Source organism: Aromatoleum aromaticum EbN1 (genome assembly GCF_000025965.1).
GTDB lineage: Bacteria > Pseudomonadota > Gammaproteobacteria > Burkholderiales > Rhodocyclaceae > Aromatoleum > Aromatoleum aromaticum.
The window spans coordinates 919,200-938,419 of record NC_006513.1 but is presented as its reverse complement, the minus strand read 5'-3'; the positions used below and the strand labels follow the sequence as shown (position 1 = coordinate 938,419).

The following is a 19,220-nucleotide window of genomic DNA, read 5'->3' as shown; positions in this document are numbered from 1 at the left end:
GAATGCCAACCGTGAATATCCGCTTTCCCCGACTCGTCTGCGGTGCGTTATTGCCGCTCGCCCTGCTGGCGGCCTGCGCGACCGTCACGCCGGCTACGCCGGAAGAAGCAGTGGCGAAGCGCGCCCAGGCCCGCTTCGACGCATTGATCGCCAAGGACTTCAAGGCCGCCTACGGTTTCTTCACGCCGTCCTACCGCGATATGATGAATTATGAGAACTGGATCCGCTCCCGCCCTCCTCGCGCGAGTTTCCGCACCGCCCGCGTGCTGAAAGTGGAATGTCCTTCGGCAGATGCCTGCAAGGTCGAGATGGAGACCGCGTACGACAGCCCGCGTGGCGTAAAGGCAGCGCCGAAAGGCCTCATCGAGCGCGTCGTGCCGGAGCGCTGGGTGCGGGTGGAGGGTGAGTGGTGGTTGTTCCAGGCGCGCTAGTGTTGTGAATATGCAACGTACTCGCCGGGAGCGCCGCTTGCATGACGAAAAAAACACGGAAATGCTTGCGAACTGTTTCGGAGCGTTTGCTATGATGACATCGCAGGTTGCGCCTTGCGCTCAGAAGGGCGTCATGAGAAACTTATCGGGCGTAAGCCAAGCACGTAGCCGGATGCATGTTGGGTTGCTTGGTTTAATGGCAATTTCATTTCAATCAAAAGGTAGAGTTCGCGATGAAGAAACAACTTCTTGCTTCCGTGGTCGCCGGTCTGGGTGTGGTCGGTTCGGCGCATGCCGTTCACGTCAATCCGGACGGGCTGGGTCAGGTTCTGCTGTACCCGTATTACACCGTGCAGGACGGCTACGACACATATGTGCATGTAGTTAACACCACCGACAGCGCCAAGGCCGTGAAGGTCCGTTTCCTGGAAGGTAAGAACAGCCAGGAAGTGCTTGACTTCAACCTCTACCTGTCGCCGAAGGACGAGTGGACCGGTGTGATCACCCGTACCGAAACCGGTGCCCAGATCAGCTCGCAGGACACCTCGTGCATCGCGCCCCGCCAGCTGACCACGCCGGAAGCCTTCCGTACCACGCTGTTCTCGAAGGACTCGGTGAAAGACGCTGCACGTACCCGTGAAGGCTATCTCGAGATCATCGAGATGGGCGACCTTCCGGTGGACGTCGCCGCAGCCGCTACCCACACTTCGGCTGGCGTGCCGGCTAACTGCGCGCTTGTTCGCACTTTTGCCGGCACCGTTACCCTGCTGCCGGCCAGTGGCGGTCTGTACGGCTTCAACACCGTGATCAACGTCGAAGACGGCCTGTCCACCACGGTCGACGCCGTTGCGCTGGATGACTTCTGGTCCGCGGATCTCGCTAGCCACACCGCTACCGGCACCACCACCCCCAGCCTGAACAACGCGTCCGGCGAAGCGCATATCCTGAACGGCAATGAGATCGTGAATGCCACGTTCCCCGGTGACCCGGTCGACTCCGTATCCGCTGTCCTGGCCCGTACCAACGTGATCAACGATTACGTCGTCGGGCTGGACTTCGATGCGCTGACCGATTGGGTCATCACTTTCCCGACCAAGCGTTTCTACGTCAATCCGGGTGTCCTGAGCACTAGTGTGGATACGGCTGCTCGTGCACCGTTCAGCCAGAAGTGGCTGACCGACAAGTCGCAGTCTTGCGACACCATCGGCATCACTTACTACGACCGCGAAGAGAAAACCGAAGTGGGTGAAGGCGACTTCTCGCCGCTGCCGGATACTCAAGAAGCTGCGCTGTGCAATGAAGTCAATACTATCTCGATCGTTGCCAACGGTGGAGAGGGCGGCCTGCTGGGTGCTGCGTTCACCAACGCGCAGATCGAACTGGCTGCTGGCTTCAACGCCGGCTGGATGGACATCGGCTTCATTAGCCCCGCGGCTGAGACGGGTGTGACTTCTCTTGAAGGCGTTAATGTGGGTGGTCTGCCGGTGATCGGCTTTGCGCTGTCCTCCTTCACCAACGGCACGCTCGAAGTCGAAGGTGTGAATGTGTTGTCGAACTACGGCGGTAGCTCGGCGCACAAGGGCGTGCGCGCCATCTTCCAGCCCCTGTAAGCTCGGTCTTACAATTTGTAGTGCAAACACCGGCCGAAAGGCCGGTGTTTTTTGTTTTTTGAATGCTAAAATTCGAACGTCAAATTCGGAAGGGGAATGTTATGCAACGTCTTGTCCTTGCCGCTGCACTGGGGGCCGTTGCGTTCTCGACAGCGCATGCTGCCAGCCTGACCCTTTCGGTTGATGGGCAGGCAAGTACGACTTATACACTCACATCTCTGACTGTCGACAGTGCGGGCAATGTGAAGGTTGCTGCATCGGGAGGGTCGGCTCCGACTGATCCCGGTCCGACTGATCCCGGTCCGACTGATCCCGGTCCGACTGATCCCGGTCCGACTGATCCCGGTCCGACTGATCCTCCTCCCAATTCTGGAGGGTGCGTTGCATCCGATACGCTGACTTGCGTCGACACGCCGCTGCCTGCGAAGGTGCAGAGCCGCCTTTCATTCCGGCCGGTGCCGACGATGGTTTACGCTTTCAAGATCACTACTCCAGCCTCAGGAACCTACTTCAACCGTGTCATCGCCACGGGGATGTCGGGGGCAACTTCATCCAAGCTGTTGGTGATATCCAAGGTGCCGGGTGATGTGAGTCTTTCAGGCAAAGATCTAGGTTGCTATCGTCAGGCGACTGAAAGCACGAGTGTGCAACTTGCTGTGAATAATCCGGCGGTGAACAAATACCTCAATTGCCGCCTTGATCCGAATACCGTGTATTACATTAATGCGGCGAGCAAGGATCTTAATGGCAAGACGACCTGCACCAGCACTTCGAATTGCGGTTTCTATTTCGAAGGTGCTTGATCCGGTTTTCTCGCATGGAAAGCAGGCCGACTTCGGCCTGCTTTTTTTTATTCTCGATATTAAGAGCGTTTTTGTATGAAAATAAAGTGCGTCGTTTTGCTTCTTTCGGCTGTTTTTGCCAATGCAAATGTACATGCCGCTGACGAAGTGTTGGTGCGTCAGGGCGAAACCACGATTACCGCTCATGACGTTCAACTGGCGGTGGAGAATTTTGTGCCGGAGCAGGGGCGTGCCGAACTGATGGCAAGTGAAAAGCGCTTGCGCGATTTTGTTGCGCAGCTGTTTGCGGTCCGCAAGCTGTCTGACGAGGCGCGTGCTCGCACGCTCGACGCGGGCGAGCGCTGGAAAATCGATGCCTCCATGGAGCGCGCGGCAGCCCAGGTTCAGCTCGATCATCTAGTGAACGGCCAGGAGTTGCCCGATTTCGACAAGGCTGCACGTGAATTCTACGTGGCTCATCCCGAACAGTTCGTTCAACCCGAGCAGGTGCATGCCCAGCACGTGTTGATCAAGAGCGAAGGGCGCAGCAAGGAAGAGGCGCTGGTGCTGGCGAAGCAGGTGGTCGCGCAGGCGAATAAGGACAGTCAGGATTTCGGCAAACTCGCCGCGGAATTCACCGAGGATCCGTCTGGCAAGGCCAATGGCGGAGACCTTGGTTTCTTTGCTCGCGGGAGCATGGTCAAACCGTTCGAGGACGCCATTTTCGGTCTCAAGTCGCCTGGAGAGATCGTCGGCCCGGTGGAAAGCCAGTTCGGCTTCCACGTGATCCGCTTGGTAGAGCGCAAGGCCGAGACCACGATTCCGTTCGACGAGGTCAAGGACAAGCTCGTGCGCGACGAGACGCTCAAGTACCGTCGCATGGCAATCGGTAAGGAGTACGGCCGCATCGGCAAGCTGCCCGGCATCGAGGTGGATCAGGACGCGATCAAGGCGCTGGTCAAGCCGCTCGACTTCAAGGCGCACGCCCGCGCGGCTGAAAAGTAATCGTGGACGTCGCTCGGAAGGGCGATTCCATCGTCGGTATGAGCACTATTGACGGCGAAGTGATCCGGGTGCGCGGCCTGGGCAAGTGCTATGAAACCTACGCCGCCCCCCATCACCGCCTGCTCGATCTGCTGTGGCGCGGCCCGCATCGGCGCGCCAGGCATTTCTGGAGCCTGCGCGACCTGAGTTTCAGCGTGCGCCGCGGTGAGGCCATCGGCATTATCGGGCGCAATGGTGCTGGCAAGTCCACGCTGCTGCAATTACTGTGCGGTACGCTCGATCCGACTGAAGGGCAGGTGCAGGTGCGCGGGCGGGTCGCCGCGCTGCTCGAACTCGGTGCCGGTTTCAATCCGGAGTTCACCGGGATCGAAAACGTATACCTGAACGCCGCCATTCTCGGGCTGTCCCGGGCGCAGATCGATGCTCGTTTGGCCGACATCCTGGCTTTCGCCGAGATCGGCGATTTCGTCCACGAGCCGGTCAAGCACTACTCCAGCGGCATGTTCCTGCGCCTGGCGTTCGCGGTAGTCGCCCACGTCGATGCCGATGTCCTGATCGTCGACGAGGCCCTGGCCGTGGGCGACGCGCTGTTCGCACAGAAATGCATGCGCTTTCTGCGCGAATTCCGTTCGCGCGGCGTGCTGCTGCTGGTGAGCCACGATATTCCGTCGGTGACCAGCCTGTGCGACCGCGCGCTGTGGCTCGAACACGGTTCGCTGCGCATGGCCGGGACCGCCAAGGATGTCACCGAAGCTTATCTGGAAGCGGTCTATGCCGAGCGGCAAGAGATCGCCGGCCTGCGTCCGAACGAAGGCGGCGCCGGGAGCGACATGGCGCGGCCGGCGACGGAGGGCGACCTCCTCGCCCACGACGCCCGCCGCGACCTGTTGATCCATTCGAACCTGCGCAACGATCTGGAGATCTTGCCCTTCGACGGCGAGGCGCGAGGTTTCGGTACCGGGCATGTGAGGGTGAACTGGGTCGGCATCCGCGATCATGCCGAGCGCCCCCTTGCCTGGCTGGTGGGCGGCGAGGAGGTCATGCTCGAAGTGCGTTTCGAAGCGTTCGCGCAAGCGGCGGATCTCATCGTCGGCTTCATGTTCAAGGATCGCCTGGGGCAAGTGCTGTTCGGCGAGAACACCTATCTGGCGTGCCTGGATGCGACTCCGGTATTCGAGGCCGGTATGCAGGGCGCAGCACGCTTCGCCTTCCGTCTGCCTTACCTGCCTTCGGGCGAATACGCGATCAGCGTGGGCATTGCCGCGGGCACCCAGGAGCATCACGTCCAGCATCATTGGGTGCACGATGCGCTGGTGATTCGGTGTGTTGCGTCGCATGTCACGCACGGATTGCTGGGCGTGCCGATGACGTCGATCCAGCTTCAGGTGGTGCATGACGGCGGGAATCTGGAAGTGGACCGGGAAAGTGCAACAGCGGGGGCGTGCCATGACTGAGGCTGCCTCGGTGCGCGTGCTGCGGCCAGTGGGGCTCGCCTGGCGACATCGGGAGCTGCTGCGTGAAATGACGCGGCGCGAGATCGTGCGCCGCTATCGCGGTTCTGCGCTGGGCGCCATCTGGCTCGTGCTGGCGCCGCTGCTGATGTTGGCGGTGTATGCCTTCGTGTTCGGTGTGGTCTTTCAGGTGCGCTGGGGCGGAGTCGGCGACAGCAAGGCGATGTTCGCCGCAGTGCTGTTTTGCGGTGTATCGGTATTTTCGCTGTTTGCCGATGTACTCAACCGCTCGCCGGTGCTGATCCTGGAGAACGTCAATTACGTCAAGAAGGTGGTGTTTCCGCTCGAGATACTGAGCTATGTGGCGGTGCTCGCGGCGTGCCTGCACTTTGCCTTTTCACTGGTAGTATTGCTGGTCTTCGTCGGTGTCAGCATGGGTGTGCCGCCACTTTCGGTGGTCGCCCTGCCCTTGGTGCTGCTGCCTTTCCTGCTGGTGCTGGTGGGGTTGTCGTGGCTGGTTGCGGCGTTGGGGGTATTCCTGCGCGATGTCGCCCAGGTGACCGGTTTCATCACCACGGCGATGATGTTCCTGAGCCCGGTGTTCTACCCGATCACCGCGGTGCCCGAGAGCTATCGTCACCTGTTGTGGCTCAACCCGATGACCCACGTCGTGGAAATGTTCCGCGGCATACTCATTTTCGGGCGTTGGCCGGCGTGGCAGGAGTTGCTGCTGTGGTGGCTCGTCGCAGCGGGCGCGTTGCTCATCGGCCATGCGGTGTTCCGTCGCCTGCGCAGCGGTTTTGCCGATGTCCTGTAGCGTAGGGCAACGGTGGCGATGACTGTGGTGCCGAGGCCGGTTTTGCGCTTGCTGCGAGTGGTCGAGGAAGGCGGATTCGATAGCGCTCCAGTGCGCGGCGTCGATGAGCGCCGCGTCGTGCTGCGCTTCGACGCCGATGCCGATGAGTTCGCCGTCGGTGATTGCCGTCTCGACGGCGGCGTTCGCCGGCTCAGCGTGCATCCGCGCTGGCGAGGGCTGGGTGCGGATTTCCAGCAGCAACTGGCGAACCGTCATTTCACCGACGAACTGCTGGTCTATCGCCCGGACGTGATCGTCATCGACGGCGTGACCGGTGCGAGCTTGGACATGGTGCGTGTCGGCGCACTGCTCGGCTATCCGGTGCTGATGCGCGTGCCCGGTGTGGCCTTGCCCCCCGCGGGTTCGCGTGCGCGGTTGTGGCTGGCAGACGTGGTCGCGCTGGCTTCGGGCATTTACGTCAATGGTGACGAAGCGGCCGATGCCGCCTTCCGCGAGACATTTCCTGCCCGGGCGCCTGCGCTTGCGGCCAGCTTGGAGCAGGCACTCCAGGCCCTTCAGCCGTTGCCGGTGGTCGCCTCCTCGGACAGTACGGTGTCCGGCTATGCCCACTATGCTTTCGGCCTGCGTGACCACGGCCTGCTATACCGCATGCAACTGCCGCTCGCCCGGCATTTCGACGGTTGCAGCGAGGTGCTGGAAGTGGCCTGCGGGACCGCGGTGTTTCTCGACATCCTGCGTCAGCGGGGCATTGCCGCGCGCGGCGTCGAGCGCGATTCCGCCTCGGTGCGCTATGCGCGCGGCCTCGGATTCGACATCGAGGAGGCCGATGCGCTCGACTATCTTGCCGGCGCCGGCGGCCGGTTCGACGGCATTTATTGTTCGCATTTCGTCGAACACCTCGATACTGCGGGAGTGGACCGGCTGATCAGCCTCATCGCGCACGCGCTGCGTCCCGGTGGCGTGGCCGTGTTCGTGTTTCCCGACCCCGAATCGATCCGCAGCCAGTTGCTGGGTTTCTGGCGCGACCCGGAACACGTGCGCTTCTATCATCCCGACCTGATCGAGCTGATGTGCCGTGGTCATGGCCTCGATCCCGAATTCCATAGTCACCGCGCCGATGGCCGCGAAGTGGTTCCGTTTGCCTGGCAGCCGCCGCTGAATGCTGCCGCAGCGGTGCCGAATCCGCCCGCTGCGCTGCCTTCTCCTGCGTTTCCGGTGGAGCCGGCCGGGCGCATGGAGCGGATGCTGAGGCGTTTCGGCATCATCTCTCCGGCCGCGCTGCGCAGACTCGAGAATGCTTTCACCAAGCACGTTGCGGTGCAGCACGAGTACACTGCGCGACTGCAGTCACGGGTGGACGAACTGGAGGGAGCGGTGCGCAGCCTGTGGGCGGTCAATCAGACCTGGGCATGGGACGACAACGCGGTGATCCGCGTGCGCAAGCCCGCGTGAGCGTAACAGCAGCAAGGAAGCGAGAGTGAACGATAAACACGTCGGCCCCGATGCCGGAAGCGAGATCCAGCGGGGTGGTTCCGCAGGCGCGGGCGCGGACCTCATCGATGTCATCGTGCCGGTATTCCGTGGTGCCGAAGAAACGCGGCGCTGCCTGGAATCCGTGCTGGGCTGCAGTGCGCGGGCACGTTTCGAACTGATCGTGGTGGACGACTGCTCCCCGGAGCCGGAAGTCGTGGCGCTGGTCGATGCGCTGGCGGCAACGGGCCGTATCCACCTGTTGCGCAACGAGAGCAATCGCGGATTCGTCGGTTCGGTCAACCGTGCGATGGCGCTGCACCCGGAGCGCGACGTAGTGCTGCTCAACAGCGACACTGAGGTGGCGAACGACTGGCTGGACCGGCTGCGCGGTGCCGCTTATTCCGCCACCGATATCGGCACCGTCACGCCGTTCTCGAATAACGGCACGATCTGCTCCTATCCTTTCGAAGACTGGGGCGGGGAGGTGCCGGGTACGCTCGGTCTCGCGGCACTCGATCGGCTGGTCGCCGATGCCCTCGCGGGCGAGCATCCCGAACTGCCTACCGGCGTGGGTTTCTGCCTGTATATCCGGCGTGCCTGCCTGGATGCGGTCGGTCTGTTCGACGAGGCGCGTTTCGGCCGCGGCTACGGTGAGGAAAGCGATTTTTGCATGCGGGCGCAAGCGCTGGGCTGGCGCAGTGTGCTTGCCGCAGATGTGTTCGTGTTGCACGCAGGATCGGTAAGCTTCGGTGACGAGCGCATCGAGCGCGTGCGTGAGGCCGAACCGGTGATTGCAGTCCTGCATCCCGACTACGCGCGCAATGTCGCCGCTTTCCTGCTCGCCGATCCTTTGCGTTTCCTGCGTCAACGCATCGGGTTGAAACGTGCGATGCAGGGGCCGGCGGAGGCGCTCGCCGTGGTCGAGGAAGTTTTTGCCGAACGTGAGGCCAAGAGCGCCGAGCCTCGCCGCCTCGCCGACGCACTGCGCGACGACGGCAACGCGTTACGCCGGCTGCTCGACGAGGCGCGCGCCTATCAAGGTGTGCTGGAGCATGAACTGGAACGCGCCAGCGGTTTCGTGCGTGAACGTGAAGCCGACGTGACGACGCTGCAGGCCGAAAACAAGGCATTGGCAGCGGGGAACGAGGCGTTGCGTCAGGCCATGACGCACGCGAATGCACGACTTGAAGTCATAACGTCGAGCCGCATCTGGCGCTACGCGCGATTCGTCCTGAAACTGATGGGTAGAAAATGAACCAGCAACGTATTCACGCTTTTACCAGCATCACGACCAACTACCTGCCCAAGGCGCGCGTGCTCGCTGCGTCGGTGAAGCAGCTGGCGCCGGACATCGGATTTCACCTGATGTTGAGCGACGATCCGCCGCCGGGCTTCGACCTCGCCAGCGAGCCATTCGATTCGGTGATCACGCTCGGGGACCTGCAGATCGACAACCTCGAACAATGGGTTTTCGGCCATACGGTCGTCGAGCTGTGCACAGCGGTGAAAGGTTTCGCGTTCCAGCATCTGTTCGACCGCCTGGGAGCGGAAAAGGCTTTCTACTTCGATCCGGACATGGTGGTGTTTTCCCGCCTGGACGAATTGTGCCGTCGCCTCGACGAGCATGCCATCCTGTTGACGCCGCACCAGACCGCACCGGAGAAGACTTTCGAGTCGATCATCGACAACGAATTCGCCAGCCTGAAGCACGGCGTGTTCAACCTCGGTTTTCTGGGTGCGCGTGCCGACGGGCAGGGGCGTGCCTTCATCGACTGGTGGGCAGCCCGGCTGCGTGACTTCTGCCACGACAACACCGATCGCGGTTTGTTCACCGACCAGCGCTGGGTCGATCTGGCACCTTGTTTCTTCGACGATCTCGAAGTCATGCGCGATGCGGGCTTCAATGTCGCCACCTGGAACCTGACGCATCGCCGGGTTACCGGTTCGCTTGCAGGCGGGGTCAAGGTCAATGACGAGGACTTGGGCTTCTATCACTTCTCCGGCTTCGACAGCGGTGCGCAGGAAGCGATGCTGAACAAGTACGGACAGGACAACCCGGCCCTCATCGAGCTGCGTAACTGGTATCTGGCCGAGTGCGACAAGGCCGGGCAGGCGCAACTCGGCAAGCGGCCGGGCAAGTATGCTGCTTTCGATGATGGCACGACGATCAGCCGTGCACAACGGGTGCTGTACCGTGAGCGCGAGGATCTGCGGAAAGTGTTTCCAGACCCGTTCTGCACCGCTCCGCAGCATCATTGCTATCGGGACTGGTACCAGGTGAACGCGGCCGAACCGAGCGTCAGTGGCGTGTTGACGGTCAAGCCCGATGTGGCGTTCAGCGTCGTGCTGCAGGATTTCATCGCCTATGCCGAGCGCCGGGTGGCGGGGGCACGACGCCTGCGTGGCTGGCGCAAGTCGGTTGCCGGAGCGGTATTGCGTGCGGGAGCCGGGCTGGCGCGCAAGGTTCTGGTCTGACTCCGCCTGCGTTGATGTTTCGTCCTGCTGCGGAGCTCATGCCGCGTAACCTCGCCGTTCCGCGCTGGCGGGTCTGCGTGCACGTGCGCGCCGGTGCCGAGTTCGGCTGGCATCCCTCACTGCTCGACTGGTTGGGCCGCCATGATGACGGGCGTGTGATCTGTGTCGTCGAAACAGCGCAGGCCAGCAGCTTCCGGGGCGCAATGCCGGCACTCGCCGGCATTGCTGCGCCGCAGGTGTTGCACATCCCCGACGGCAGCAACATGGTCGATGTGCTCCTGGCCCTGGCGCAGCAGAACGAGAAGGGCGACCTTATTTACATCGATGCGGGCTGTACGGTGGTGGACGACTGGGACGCGCTGCTGGCCCGTGCGGTGTGCGAGGACACGGGTATCGGCGTTGCAAGTCCGCTGACGGCGGCCAGTCCGGTGTTTTCGCCATTTTCCGCCGACAAGCCGGCCTGGATGGACGTTGGGCATGTCAATCGCTGGCTGACGCACCTGTCGCGTGGGCGGGCGTTCGAAGTGCCGGCGATTGCATCGTTCTGTGCTTACTGGCGAGCCGAAGCGGTGGCTGCGCTGGACGCGGGCTGCGGACTTGCCGCAGCCGAGGAGACACTGCTTGAGCGTGGTTGGCGTTTCGTGGCCTGCGACTGGCTGTATATCGAGGGGCCTGCGGCGATCGAGGCTGTGGTGCCGCGCGCCCGCGAAGGGCTGCAGTCTTTCCTCACCTATCACCCGCTGCTTCGCATCCGTCACGGCTTTAGCGAGGCCGGAGTGTGGGGTGAAGCATCGGTGCCTCCGTCTGCACCGATGCTCAAGCCCGTGCAACTGCATGTCGCCCATAGCTGGGGCGGCGGCCTGGGGCGGTGGGTGGAGGATTACTGCGAAGCCGACAGCGCACGCTGGAACCTCGTGCTGCGTTCGATCGGCACCTGGGGGGCGTTCGGACAGCGCATCGCATTGTACCGTTCGCACCGCATGGATCAGCCCCTGCGCGACTGGCTGCTCGACATGCCGATCGGCTCGATTGCGATCAGTCACGTCCAGTACCGGCGCATCCTCGACGAGATCGTGCGCGATTTTCACGTCGACGCGGTAATCGTTTCATCGCTGATCGGCCATGCGCTGGACATCCTCGACCTGCCGTTGCCGACCCTGATCGTCGGTCACGATTACACGCCGTTCTGCGCAGCGCTGAGCATCCGCTTCGACGGCCTGTGCACGCGCTGCGACGGTGACCGGCTGCGCGACTGCTTTGCCCACAATCCGCTGAACCGCTTCTTCCGCGACGCTGGCCCCGCTTATTGGGAGGCGCTGCGCGAACACTATCATCGGCGCCTGCATCAGCCTCACATCCGGCTCGTGGCGCCGAGTGCGTCGGTGGCCCGCAACCTGCATCGCCTGGCACCCGCCATTGCCGACGTCCCGGTCGAAGTCATTGCGCACGGCATGGCGTTTCCACCGCGACCCGCGTGGGAGCCTGCCCCCACGGGACGATTGCGCCTCGTCGTGCTGGGCAGCATGGCGCCGCAGAAAGGAGCCGACGTGCTGGCTGCGGCGCTGCCGGCCGTGTCTGTCTTTGCCGATGTCTTTCTCGTCGGCTGTGGGGACGAGGGAGAGCGCTTTGCCGCCTTGGGCGACGATCGCCTGGTCCGCCGCTACCAGCGCGAAGAGCTTCCCGCCATCATCGCCGGTATTGCCCCCCATGCCGGCCTGCTGCTGTCGGTGGTACCCGAGACGTTCAGCTATACCCTGAGCGAACTGTGGGCAATGGGCGTGCCGCCGGTGGCAACCCGACTGGGCGGCTTCGCGGATCGCATCGACGAGGGGCGCAACGGTTTTCTGTGCGACCCCGAGGCCGACGCCCTGGTGGACCTGCTGCGGACCCTCGACGTCGATCGCGCGCGGCTCGCGCCGGTGCGTGCGGCGCTGCTCTCCACTCCGGTACGCAGCCGTGAAGACATGGTGGCGGACTATCATCGCATGCTGCCGCTCGACGAGCGACGGCCGATGCCGGGGGTCGCTGCCGGATTGCCGGGGCGTCCGGTAGCCCAGTGTCCCGAGGCGGAAGAGCGCGAACACATCGGGGCTCTGTACGTTGACCGTCAGGTACCGCTGCGCACGGTGCTACAGGATTTTATTGTTTATCTGCGGCGCAAGACCGAGGCCACGCCTCGCATGGGTGCGCGGCGCAAGCGCGCGCTACTCGGCGTGTTCCGCGCCGTTTCCCGCGTGCTGGGGTAGGTCCGCGGGGGCATGCTGACTGCAGCCCGCGAGGCCGTGCCCGGTTTATGTGAACCTGTTTAGTTCTCAGTGCGATGTCAGGCGCGTCGAATGGACCGGTCGCACCCCATTTTTTGTGGATATGACATGATTGTGATCGGAAACCTGCAGAGCAACCGGCAGTGGCTATTCTGGTGTGCGGCATTGCTGACCGGAGTGTTGCTCATCTATGTACCGGGCTTGCAAAACGAGCTCGTCTTCGACGATGGGCGATTCGATGCGGGTGAGGCCCTGCTCGACGGCTACGGCAGCCTGCTGAGCCTGAAACAGCGGCTGCTTTCCTATGGCTCCTTCGTCTGGGTGAACGCGCTGTTCGGCGAGGGCTGGTGGAAGCAGCGCGTGGTCAACCTGATCGTCCATTTCGGCGTGGCCGTGTCGCTGCTCGGACTGTATCGATTGCTTGCGGCGCAGGTGAAATGGCCTGATGAACTGGCCGCGGAAACGCGCTTCGCCGCCTCGCGCGATGCTGCCGTGTTTGTCGGCGTCGCCGTCTTCGCCTTCAATCCGGTCGCGGTTTACGCGGTTGCCTATCTGATCCAGCGTTCAATCCTGATGGCGACGCTGTTCGTTGTCCTGTCCTGCCTGTTCTTTGCCAGGGGCATCGTCGGCAAGGGCAGGCTGAACTATCTGGGCGCCGCGCTGTGCTACCTCGCCGCCGTGTTGTCCAAGGAGCATGCGCTGATGGCGCCAGTGCTCGGGGTGCCGTTGTACGTATTCCTGCGCCGTCCAACGGCGAAGCAGCTTGGGCTGATCGCGGCGGTCGGCGCTCTTGCAGCGGCGGGCGTCGCGGCGGTGCTGTCCAGCATCTACGGCTCGATCGTCGGCGTGGCCTTCGACGAACTATCGCGGACCTTTGTCGCCCAGCTGAAGGCGATCGACCCCGCTATCGAAGCCCGCACCTATCCGTTGAGCATCATCAATCAGGCAACGCTTTTCTTCCAGTACGGCTTCCTGTGGCTGGTGCCCAACGTACAGTGGATGTCGATCGATCTGCGGCCGCCATTCCCGCTCGCGTTCGGCGCGTTTCCTCACGTGCTCGGTGCGATCGGCTTCCTCGCCCTGATCGCGGGGGTGGCCTATCTGCTGTTCCGCCGCGAGGGGCCGTTGCGCTTCCTCGGTTTGTGCCTGAGCGTGCCGTTGATCCTGTTCGCGACCGAATTTTCGACGGTATGGATCCAGGATCCGTTCGTGCTGTATCGCAGTTATCTGTGGGCGATTGCGATTCCCGGCATCGTCATGCTGCTGTTCGTCGGCACAAGGCCGGCGGTCGTCTACCTGATCGGGCTGGCGGTGTCGGTGGTGCTGGTCGGCCTGTCGGTCGAGCGTGTGACGACGTTCAGGAGCAGTCTCACAGTGTGGGCCGATGCCGTCGACAAAATCGACGTCGATGCGCCGGCCAACGCGGTCGGACGCTGGCGCCCCTTCCTCAATCGTGGGACGTACTACCTCGAAAACGATCTCCCGCAACTCGCCTATGCCGACTTCGCGCGCGCCGAATCGCTCGGGGAGTCATTCGGTTCGTCGCGCTTCAACATGGGCGTGACTCTCCAGATCGAGAAGAAGATCCCGGAAGCGGTCGCAGCTTTCGACGCCGCTGAAAAGCAGGGCTTGCGCACGTTCGGCCTCTATTATCATCGGGGCGCCACGCGAGCCATGATGGGCAAATTCGAGGGGGCGATCGACGATCTTGAGCTCGCAATCGACAAGGCTGCCGATGACAAGCTGCGCACTCACGCACGCACCTTGCGCGGGGACGCAGCGATGCAAATCCGGCGCTACGACGTCGCCGTTGGGGAATACCTGGCGCTGCTGCGCGACGATCCGCGCAATTACGCCGTCCGCCTCGGCCTGGCAATGGCACATCTCGGAATGCGGAACCTCGCCGCCGCAGGACCGCTGCTGGACGACCTGCTGGCCGAGAAACCTCACCACGCCGCCTATTACGGCCGTGCCCTGCTGAACAGCATGCAAGGGTCAAGCGCAGCGGCGGTGGCCGATATCGACCGCGCCATTGCGCTCAACCCGAAGCATCCCGGCTATCGTTCGCTGCGCTCTCAGTGGGGTGCATCGGGCGGCACGCCGGCGCGATGAGGCGGGGCGCCGGAGGCGAGGTAAACTGAACGCCACCCGGCCGGTGCGGCCCCTTCAGGCGCCGGGAGAAACGGTTTCCGCTCGCGCGTCCGCTTGCGACAGGCGCTGCTCGGCCAGGCGCCCCACCAGCGGCAGGTGGGCCATCGAGTGCAGTTGCGAATAGGCGAGCGATATGGCGCCGACCTTGTGCAGCGAGGCCAAGGTGCTGGTGCCTAGCTTGTTCAGCGCTTCTTCGTCGATACGCAGGAATTGATCCATCGTCCACTGCCGACGGTCAGTACGCACCGTCGCCGTCCAGGGCTGCAGCAGGCCTGCCGCTTCGAGCGCTGCGCAGGCGCCGAGGGACGGGGCGCGATCCTGCGTGAAGCGGGCGAGAAAATGCATCACGCCCTGCAGTGCTTCGGACAGGGTTTCGTCTTCGTTGAAAAATGCCTCACCGTCCGGTGGATCGGTGATCAAGCCGCTGTCCTCGTCGACGCACAGCAGTTTTTCGCCGCGTTCGGCATAGCTCACCGAAAATGGCCAGGCCCGGAAAGCCGCCGGCGTATAGGCGCCCAGCCATTGGCCTTGTTCATCGACGAACACGTTGGTCTCCGCTTCCAGGCCGAGGATCGCCACTGGAAAGCAGTTGTTCTGGTGTTTGGCGAAGCCGATCGGGAAAGCGCTTGCGGCGTTGCGAACTTCAGTCAGCATCAGCGGGACGAGGGCGGTCCGGGCAGCAAAGGCATACGATGAAAAATGCTGCCAGCGTTTTTTGCCGTACTTGGCGAAGGTGACAGGTTGGATGTTTGCCATGGTCTGAAAGTATTCGGTGCTGAAGGGTGAAGGGGGTTTGCGCGGGAGGGGGCAAGTGTAGCAGAGGCAGTGCGCGGGCCCGCGTGACCGCATACATGGGACGAGGCGCGATAGACGGCGTTTATCCGGAATGGACGGCCGAGTACGCGGATCTGGTAAAGTCAGCGCCCGCGCTGGCGCCTGTTCGCGTTTCAGTCAGCTTGTGTACGATCCCCGGCGAGCATTTTTTCGGTGACTTTCCGCCCCTACGATGACGACATTCCGCCTGCAGCAGTACCCGTTCATCGAGATCCTGCATGCTGCCGGGGCCGTGAACCGGCATTCCATCGGGAAGCCGCTCGTGGAGCCCCGGGTGGAGTCCGCCAATGGGGAGCGGCGATGAAGGCGGAGTCGCATTACGGGCTCGACGTGATACGCGCGGTGGCGTCGTTCCTGGTCGTTGTGCTCCATGTTGCAGCGGGTGGTTTCTACCGTTTTGACGACAATTGGTTTGCGATCAACCTCTACGATTCTTTCGTACGCGTCGCCGTGCCCCTGTTCCTGATGGTGACGGGCGTCCTGCTGCTGAACCGGGAACAGCCGCTGGCTTCCTTCCTGTTTCGACGCGCGCGCCGGGTACTGCCGGCCCTGCTGTTCTGGTCCGCAGTGTACGCATACTTTCAGGGGTATAGCGTCACCGACCTGGCGGGCTTTGTCCGCCGGCTGGCCACCGGCCCTGTCCAGTACCATCTCTGGTACTTGTACGCCCTGTTCGGCATCTACGCGTTCGTGCCGGTGATGCGGGCGGTTCACCTTCATGCTTCGGTGGCGGAAAACCGTTTTTTCCTGCTGATGTGGGCTTTTGTCAGCTGCATATGGCCCGTCGTGGCGACGCATTTCAATTTCTCGTACGACCTGATCGACGTGTACTGGCTGCACTCGTTCCTGGGGATGGCAGTGTATCTGCTCGTTGGCGCGCATCTTGGCTATCTGCTGCGGCGCAGCAATCGCCTGCCGGGCTTCGCGCTGTTTGCGCTTTCGGCAGCAGCCGTCGCCGCAGCGACGCATTACCGCGCGCTGCAGGCCGGAGCGCCCGACGAGCTTTTCTACGCCTATCTGTCGCCTTTCGTCCTGCTCGGATCAATTGGCGCGTTCCTGTTTCTCGGCGCCGCCCAGCGCGCGGATTCGTGGATTTCGCCCGCGGTCAGGATGCTTTCCGCTCACTCGCTGGGCATCTACTGCGTCCACGTCCTGTTCATCGATTTCACGCGCGAAACGCTGGGTCTCTCATTGTCCAGCGGCAGTGCGTGGTGGACCGTGCCGGTGATCTCCGTGCTGGTGTTCGCGCTCGCCGCCGCGACGGCGTGGGTGATCGGCAGGTTGCCGTTATTGCGTCGCGTCGTCTGAAAGGCGCTACAATCGCCCGTCCTGCCCCATCCCCCAACCTGATCTTCGGCCGGTGACCATTCGTCGCGCCTAGCCTTGCGAACATGCGCGTATTGCACATCGGCAAGTTTTTTCCGCCCCATCCGGGTGGCATGGAAGTCTTTCTCGCCGACCTCGTCCGTGCCCAGCGCGCCCGGGGCATCGATGCTGCCGCGCTGGTGCACGGCCAGCCCTTGCCGGACGACCCGGCGTGGCTGATGCGCGTGCCGGTCTGGGGCCATCTCGTCTACGCGCCGCTGGCGCCGGGTTTCCGCACCGCGCTCGCCGCGGCGATCAGGCAGTTCCGCCCGGATGTGCTGCATCTGCATCTGCCCAACACCTCAGCGTTCTGGGCGCTGCTGCTGTTGCCCGCGCGGGATTTGCCGTGGGTCGTGCATTGGCACTCGGATGTCGTCGTGTCGCGCATTCGCGGCGCGCTCGCGCTGGCCTACCGGCTGTATCGCCCGTTCGAACAGGCGGTGCTCGACCGCGCCGAGCGCATCCTCGTCACCTCGACGCCGTACCTGGAGGCTTCGGAGCCGCTGTCGCGCTGGCGCGACAAATGCCGCGTCATACCGCTCGCGCTCGACAGCGGCCGCTTGCCCGAGCATCCCGGCCTCGGTTCCGCGCCATCGTGGCGGCGGGGCAACTTCAGACTGCTGTCGATTGGCCGGCTGACCTATTACAAGGGATTCGAAACGCTGATCCGTGCAGTGTCTGCGATGCCCGGCGTCGAGCTGCTCATCGTCGGCGAAGGAGCGCTTCGCCCCGCGCTTGAAAAACTGATCGGCGAACTCGCTGCCGCCGGCATCGAGCCGAATATCCGCTTGCTGGGTGGCATCGATGACGCTGCCAAGCATGCCTTGCTGCACGACTGCGACGTGTTCTGCCTCGCGTCGCGAGAGCGTACCGAGGCCTTCGGCATCGTCCTGCTCGAAGCGATGCGCTACGCCAGACCCTGCGTCGTCGCGGACCTGTCCGGCTCGGGCATGCCGTGGGTAGTTCGCGCAGGCGGCGCGGGGGTGACTGTTCCGGTCGAAGATGTCGGTGCGTGGCGGGACGCGATCCGCGCGTTCCAGCGCGATCCCCACTACCGCGAAGGCTGCGGCGTACAGGGTCAGCAGGCGTTTCGCAAGAAGTTCGCGCTCGACCGCTGCGTGGAGTCGATCGCTGTCGAATATGCGGCAGTCGTGCCCGACGCGGCAGTGGCCGCCCCCGACAAGGATCTCCTCATCGTGATTCCGGCGCGAAACGAGGCCGGAACGATCGGGACGGTCATACGTAGTCTGTGCGAAGCCGGTTGGCGCGACATCATCGTCGTCAATGATCAAAGCACCGATGCGACTGGGGCGATCGCGGCGGCGGCCGGCGCCACCGTGCTGTCGCCGGTCCTGCCGCTGGGCGCCTGGGGGGCGATGCAGACCGGTATCCGCTATGCGCTGCGTCACGGTTACCGCCAGGTCGTCACGATCGACGCCGACGGCCAGCACGAACCGGTCTGCATCCCCGTGCTGCTCGCCGCCGCCCGCAGCCACGATGTCGTCATCGGCGCCTTCCCCCAGCGCGGCAGCCGCCTGCGCAGGATCGCATGGCGCTATTTCCGCGCCATCACCGGCTTCGGCATTGACGACCTCACCTCCGGGTTCCGCTGTTACAATCGCGCCGCGTGCGAAATCCTCGCCGCGGATGAAGCGACGCTGCTGGATTACCAGGATCTCGGCGTGCTGCTGATGTTGCGCCATGCGGGGCTCGAAATCGCCGAAGTGCCGGTCGCAATGTATCCGCGCGCCACCGGTCCGTCGCGCATCTTCGCCAGCTGGTCTCGCGTCGCCCGCTACATGGCGGAAAGCACGCTGCTATGTCTTGCGCGCTGGCACCCCAAACACCACCTCAGCCGATGATCTCCCTCAATCTCACCACCTCTCTCCTGGGGGCTGCGCTCGCGACGGCAATCCTCGTCCTCGTACGCCGCGACCACCTGCATCTGAGTCACGGTGTTTCATGGATCATCGTTGCCGCCACCGCCGCGCTGCTGGGCGCCTGGCCGATGTTGCTCGACCGCATCGCCTTCGTTGCCGGCATCGCCTATCCCCCGGCGCTGCTGCTGCTTGCGGGCGTAGTCGTCCTGCTGATCAAGGCCCTGCTTGCCGATATTGCCAATACCCGGCTCGAAAGGCAGGTGCGCCGCCTCAACCAGCGGCTGGCGATGTTCGAGGCGGAGTACGAACAGCGCGCACGTGCCGGCGCAAAGCTGCGACGCAGCCATGCAGATCACTCTCCTTGGCGGGCTCCGTATTACTTCCTTCACGCCGCCCTGCGTCCAAACACCCCTTTCGCCACCGCCATCCCGCGCAGGTACTTCACCTGCCGTGCCGCACACAGGGCCGTGAGAGGTGCGGGTGCGCCGACTGCGCTGCCGAATTGCTGCATCAGCCGCTCGACGATCCAGCCGCAGCGGTGCTCGAAGCTCTTGCCGCTGTGGGCGTCGGCGCCGCAGAGAAAGGCGCGGCGCACGCAGCGCGAGACGACGTGGTACCAAGGCGTGTCGGTGACGGAGACGAGGGCGGAGCATGGCCGGGTCATGACGTATGGCTAAACGGC

Annotated in this window: 15 protein-coding genes; 14 read left to right on the top strand and 1 reads right to left on the bottom strand. The window is 63.4% G+C overall.

What is annotated here, in order from left to right; genetic code table 11:
- The first annotated feature begins 11 nt into the window (after window positions 1-11).
- The 11 genes from EBN1_RS04490 (at window position 12) to EBN1_RS04440 (ending at window position 14,420) form a co-directional block, all read left to right on the top strand.
- On the top strand, window positions 12-431 hold the full coding sequence (locus tag EBN1_RS04490; RefSeq protein WP_157866574.1) for a hypothetical protein: 420 nt from the start codon (window positions 12-14) through the stop codon (window positions 429-431).
- A gap of 233 nt (window positions 432-664) precedes the next feature.
- Window positions 665-2,041 (top strand): hypothetical protein, encoded by a 1,377-nt coding sequence (locus EBN1_RS04485; RefSeq protein WP_049780179.1) that lies wholly within the window; start codon window positions 665-667, stop codon window positions 2,039-2,041.
- 101 nt (window positions 2,042-2,142) lie between these two features.
- Window positions 2,143-2,844 carry a hypothetical protein gene (locus EBN1_RS04480; RefSeq protein WP_011236719.1) on the top strand — a complete coding sequence of 234 codons (702 nt, stop codon included), beginning with the start codon at window positions 2,143-2,145 and terminating at the stop codon, window positions 2,842-2,844.
- Window positions 2,845-2,919: 75 nt separating this feature from the next.
- Window positions 2,920-3,828 (top strand): peptidylprolyl isomerase, encoded by a 909-nt coding sequence (locus tag EBN1_RS04475; protein ID WP_083782933.1) that lies wholly within the window; start codon window positions 2,920-2,922, stop codon window positions 3,826-3,828.
- 38 nt (window positions 3,829-3,866) lie between these two features.
- A complete protein-coding gene (locus tag EBN1_RS04470; protein ID WP_049780348.1) occupies window positions 3,867-5,282 on the top strand; it encodes an ABC transporter ATP-binding protein in 1,416 nt (471 codons plus the stop codon).
- On the top strand, window positions 5,275-6,096 hold the full coding sequence (locus EBN1_RS04465; RefSeq protein ID WP_011236716.1) for an ABC transporter permease: 822 nt from the start codon (window positions 5,275-5,277) through the stop codon (window positions 6,094-6,096). Before EBN1_RS04470 ends, EBN1_RS04465 begins: the two co-directional genes overlap by 8 nt.
- Before the next feature lie 18 nt (window positions 6,097-6,114).
- Window positions 6,115-7,548 carry a class I SAM-dependent methyltransferase gene (locus tag EBN1_RS04460; protein ID WP_083782932.1) on the top strand — a complete coding sequence of 478 codons (1,434 nt, stop codon included), beginning with the start codon at window positions 6,115-6,117 and terminating at the stop codon, window positions 7,546-7,548.
- Window positions 7,549-7,573: 25 nt separating this feature from the next.
- Entirely contained in the window at window positions 7,574-8,824 is a 1,251-nt protein-coding gene (locus tag EBN1_RS04455) for a glycosyltransferase family 2 protein (RefSeq protein ID WP_011236714.1), read from the top strand.
- The gene (locus EBN1_RS04450; protein ID WP_011236713.1) at window positions 8,821-10,044 is read left to right on the top strand and encodes a hypothetical protein; all 1,224 of its coding nucleotides are present in this window, start codon (window positions 8,821-8,823) and stop codon (window positions 10,042-10,044) included. Before EBN1_RS04455 ends, EBN1_RS04450 begins: the two co-directional genes overlap by 4 nt.
- A gap of 38 nt (window positions 10,045-10,082) precedes the next feature.
- Window positions 10,083-12,290, top strand: coding sequence for a glycosyltransferase (locus tag EBN1_RS04445; RefSeq protein WP_049780177.1), 2,208 nt, complete (start codon window positions 10,083-10,085; stop codon window positions 12,288-12,290).
- Between the two features lie 126 nt (window positions 12,291-12,416).
- Window positions 12,417-14,420, top strand: coding sequence for a tetratricopeptide repeat protein (locus EBN1_RS04440; RefSeq protein ID WP_049780175.1), 2,004 nt, complete (start codon window positions 12,417-12,419; stop codon window positions 14,418-14,420).
- A 54-nt stretch (window positions 14,421-14,474) separates the two neighbouring features.
- Here EBN1_RS04440 and EBN1_RS04435 read toward each other — a convergent pair whose 3' ends face one another.
- Entirely contained in the window at window positions 14,475-15,215 is a 741-nt protein-coding gene (locus EBN1_RS04435) for a SapC family protein (RefSeq protein ID WP_041645765.1), read from the bottom strand.
- A 378-nt stretch (window positions 15,216-15,593) separates the two neighbouring features.
- Between EBN1_RS04435 and EBN1_RS04430 the strand changes: the two genes are divergently transcribed.
- From EBN1_RS04430 to EBN1_RS04420, 3 genes are all read left to right on the top strand, one after another.
- Window positions 15,594-16,601, top strand: a complete 1,008-nt coding sequence (locus EBN1_RS04430) for an acyltransferase (protein ID WP_011236709.1) — start codon at window positions 15,594-15,596, stop codon at window positions 16,599-16,601.
- A gap of 83 nt (window positions 16,602-16,684) precedes the next feature.
- Window positions 16,685-18,520, top strand: coding sequence for a glycosyltransferase (locus EBN1_RS04425; RefSeq protein ID WP_011236708.1), 1,836 nt, complete (start codon window positions 16,685-16,687; stop codon window positions 18,518-18,520).
- Window positions 18,517-19,215, top strand: a complete 699-nt coding sequence (locus tag EBN1_RS04420) for a DUF2304 domain-containing protein (protein WP_068881123.1) — start codon at window positions 18,517-18,519, stop codon at window positions 19,213-19,215. The genes EBN1_RS04425 and EBN1_RS04420 overlap by 4 nt, the downstream gene beginning before the upstream one ends.
- Window positions 19,216-19,220 lie beyond the last annotated feature (5 nt).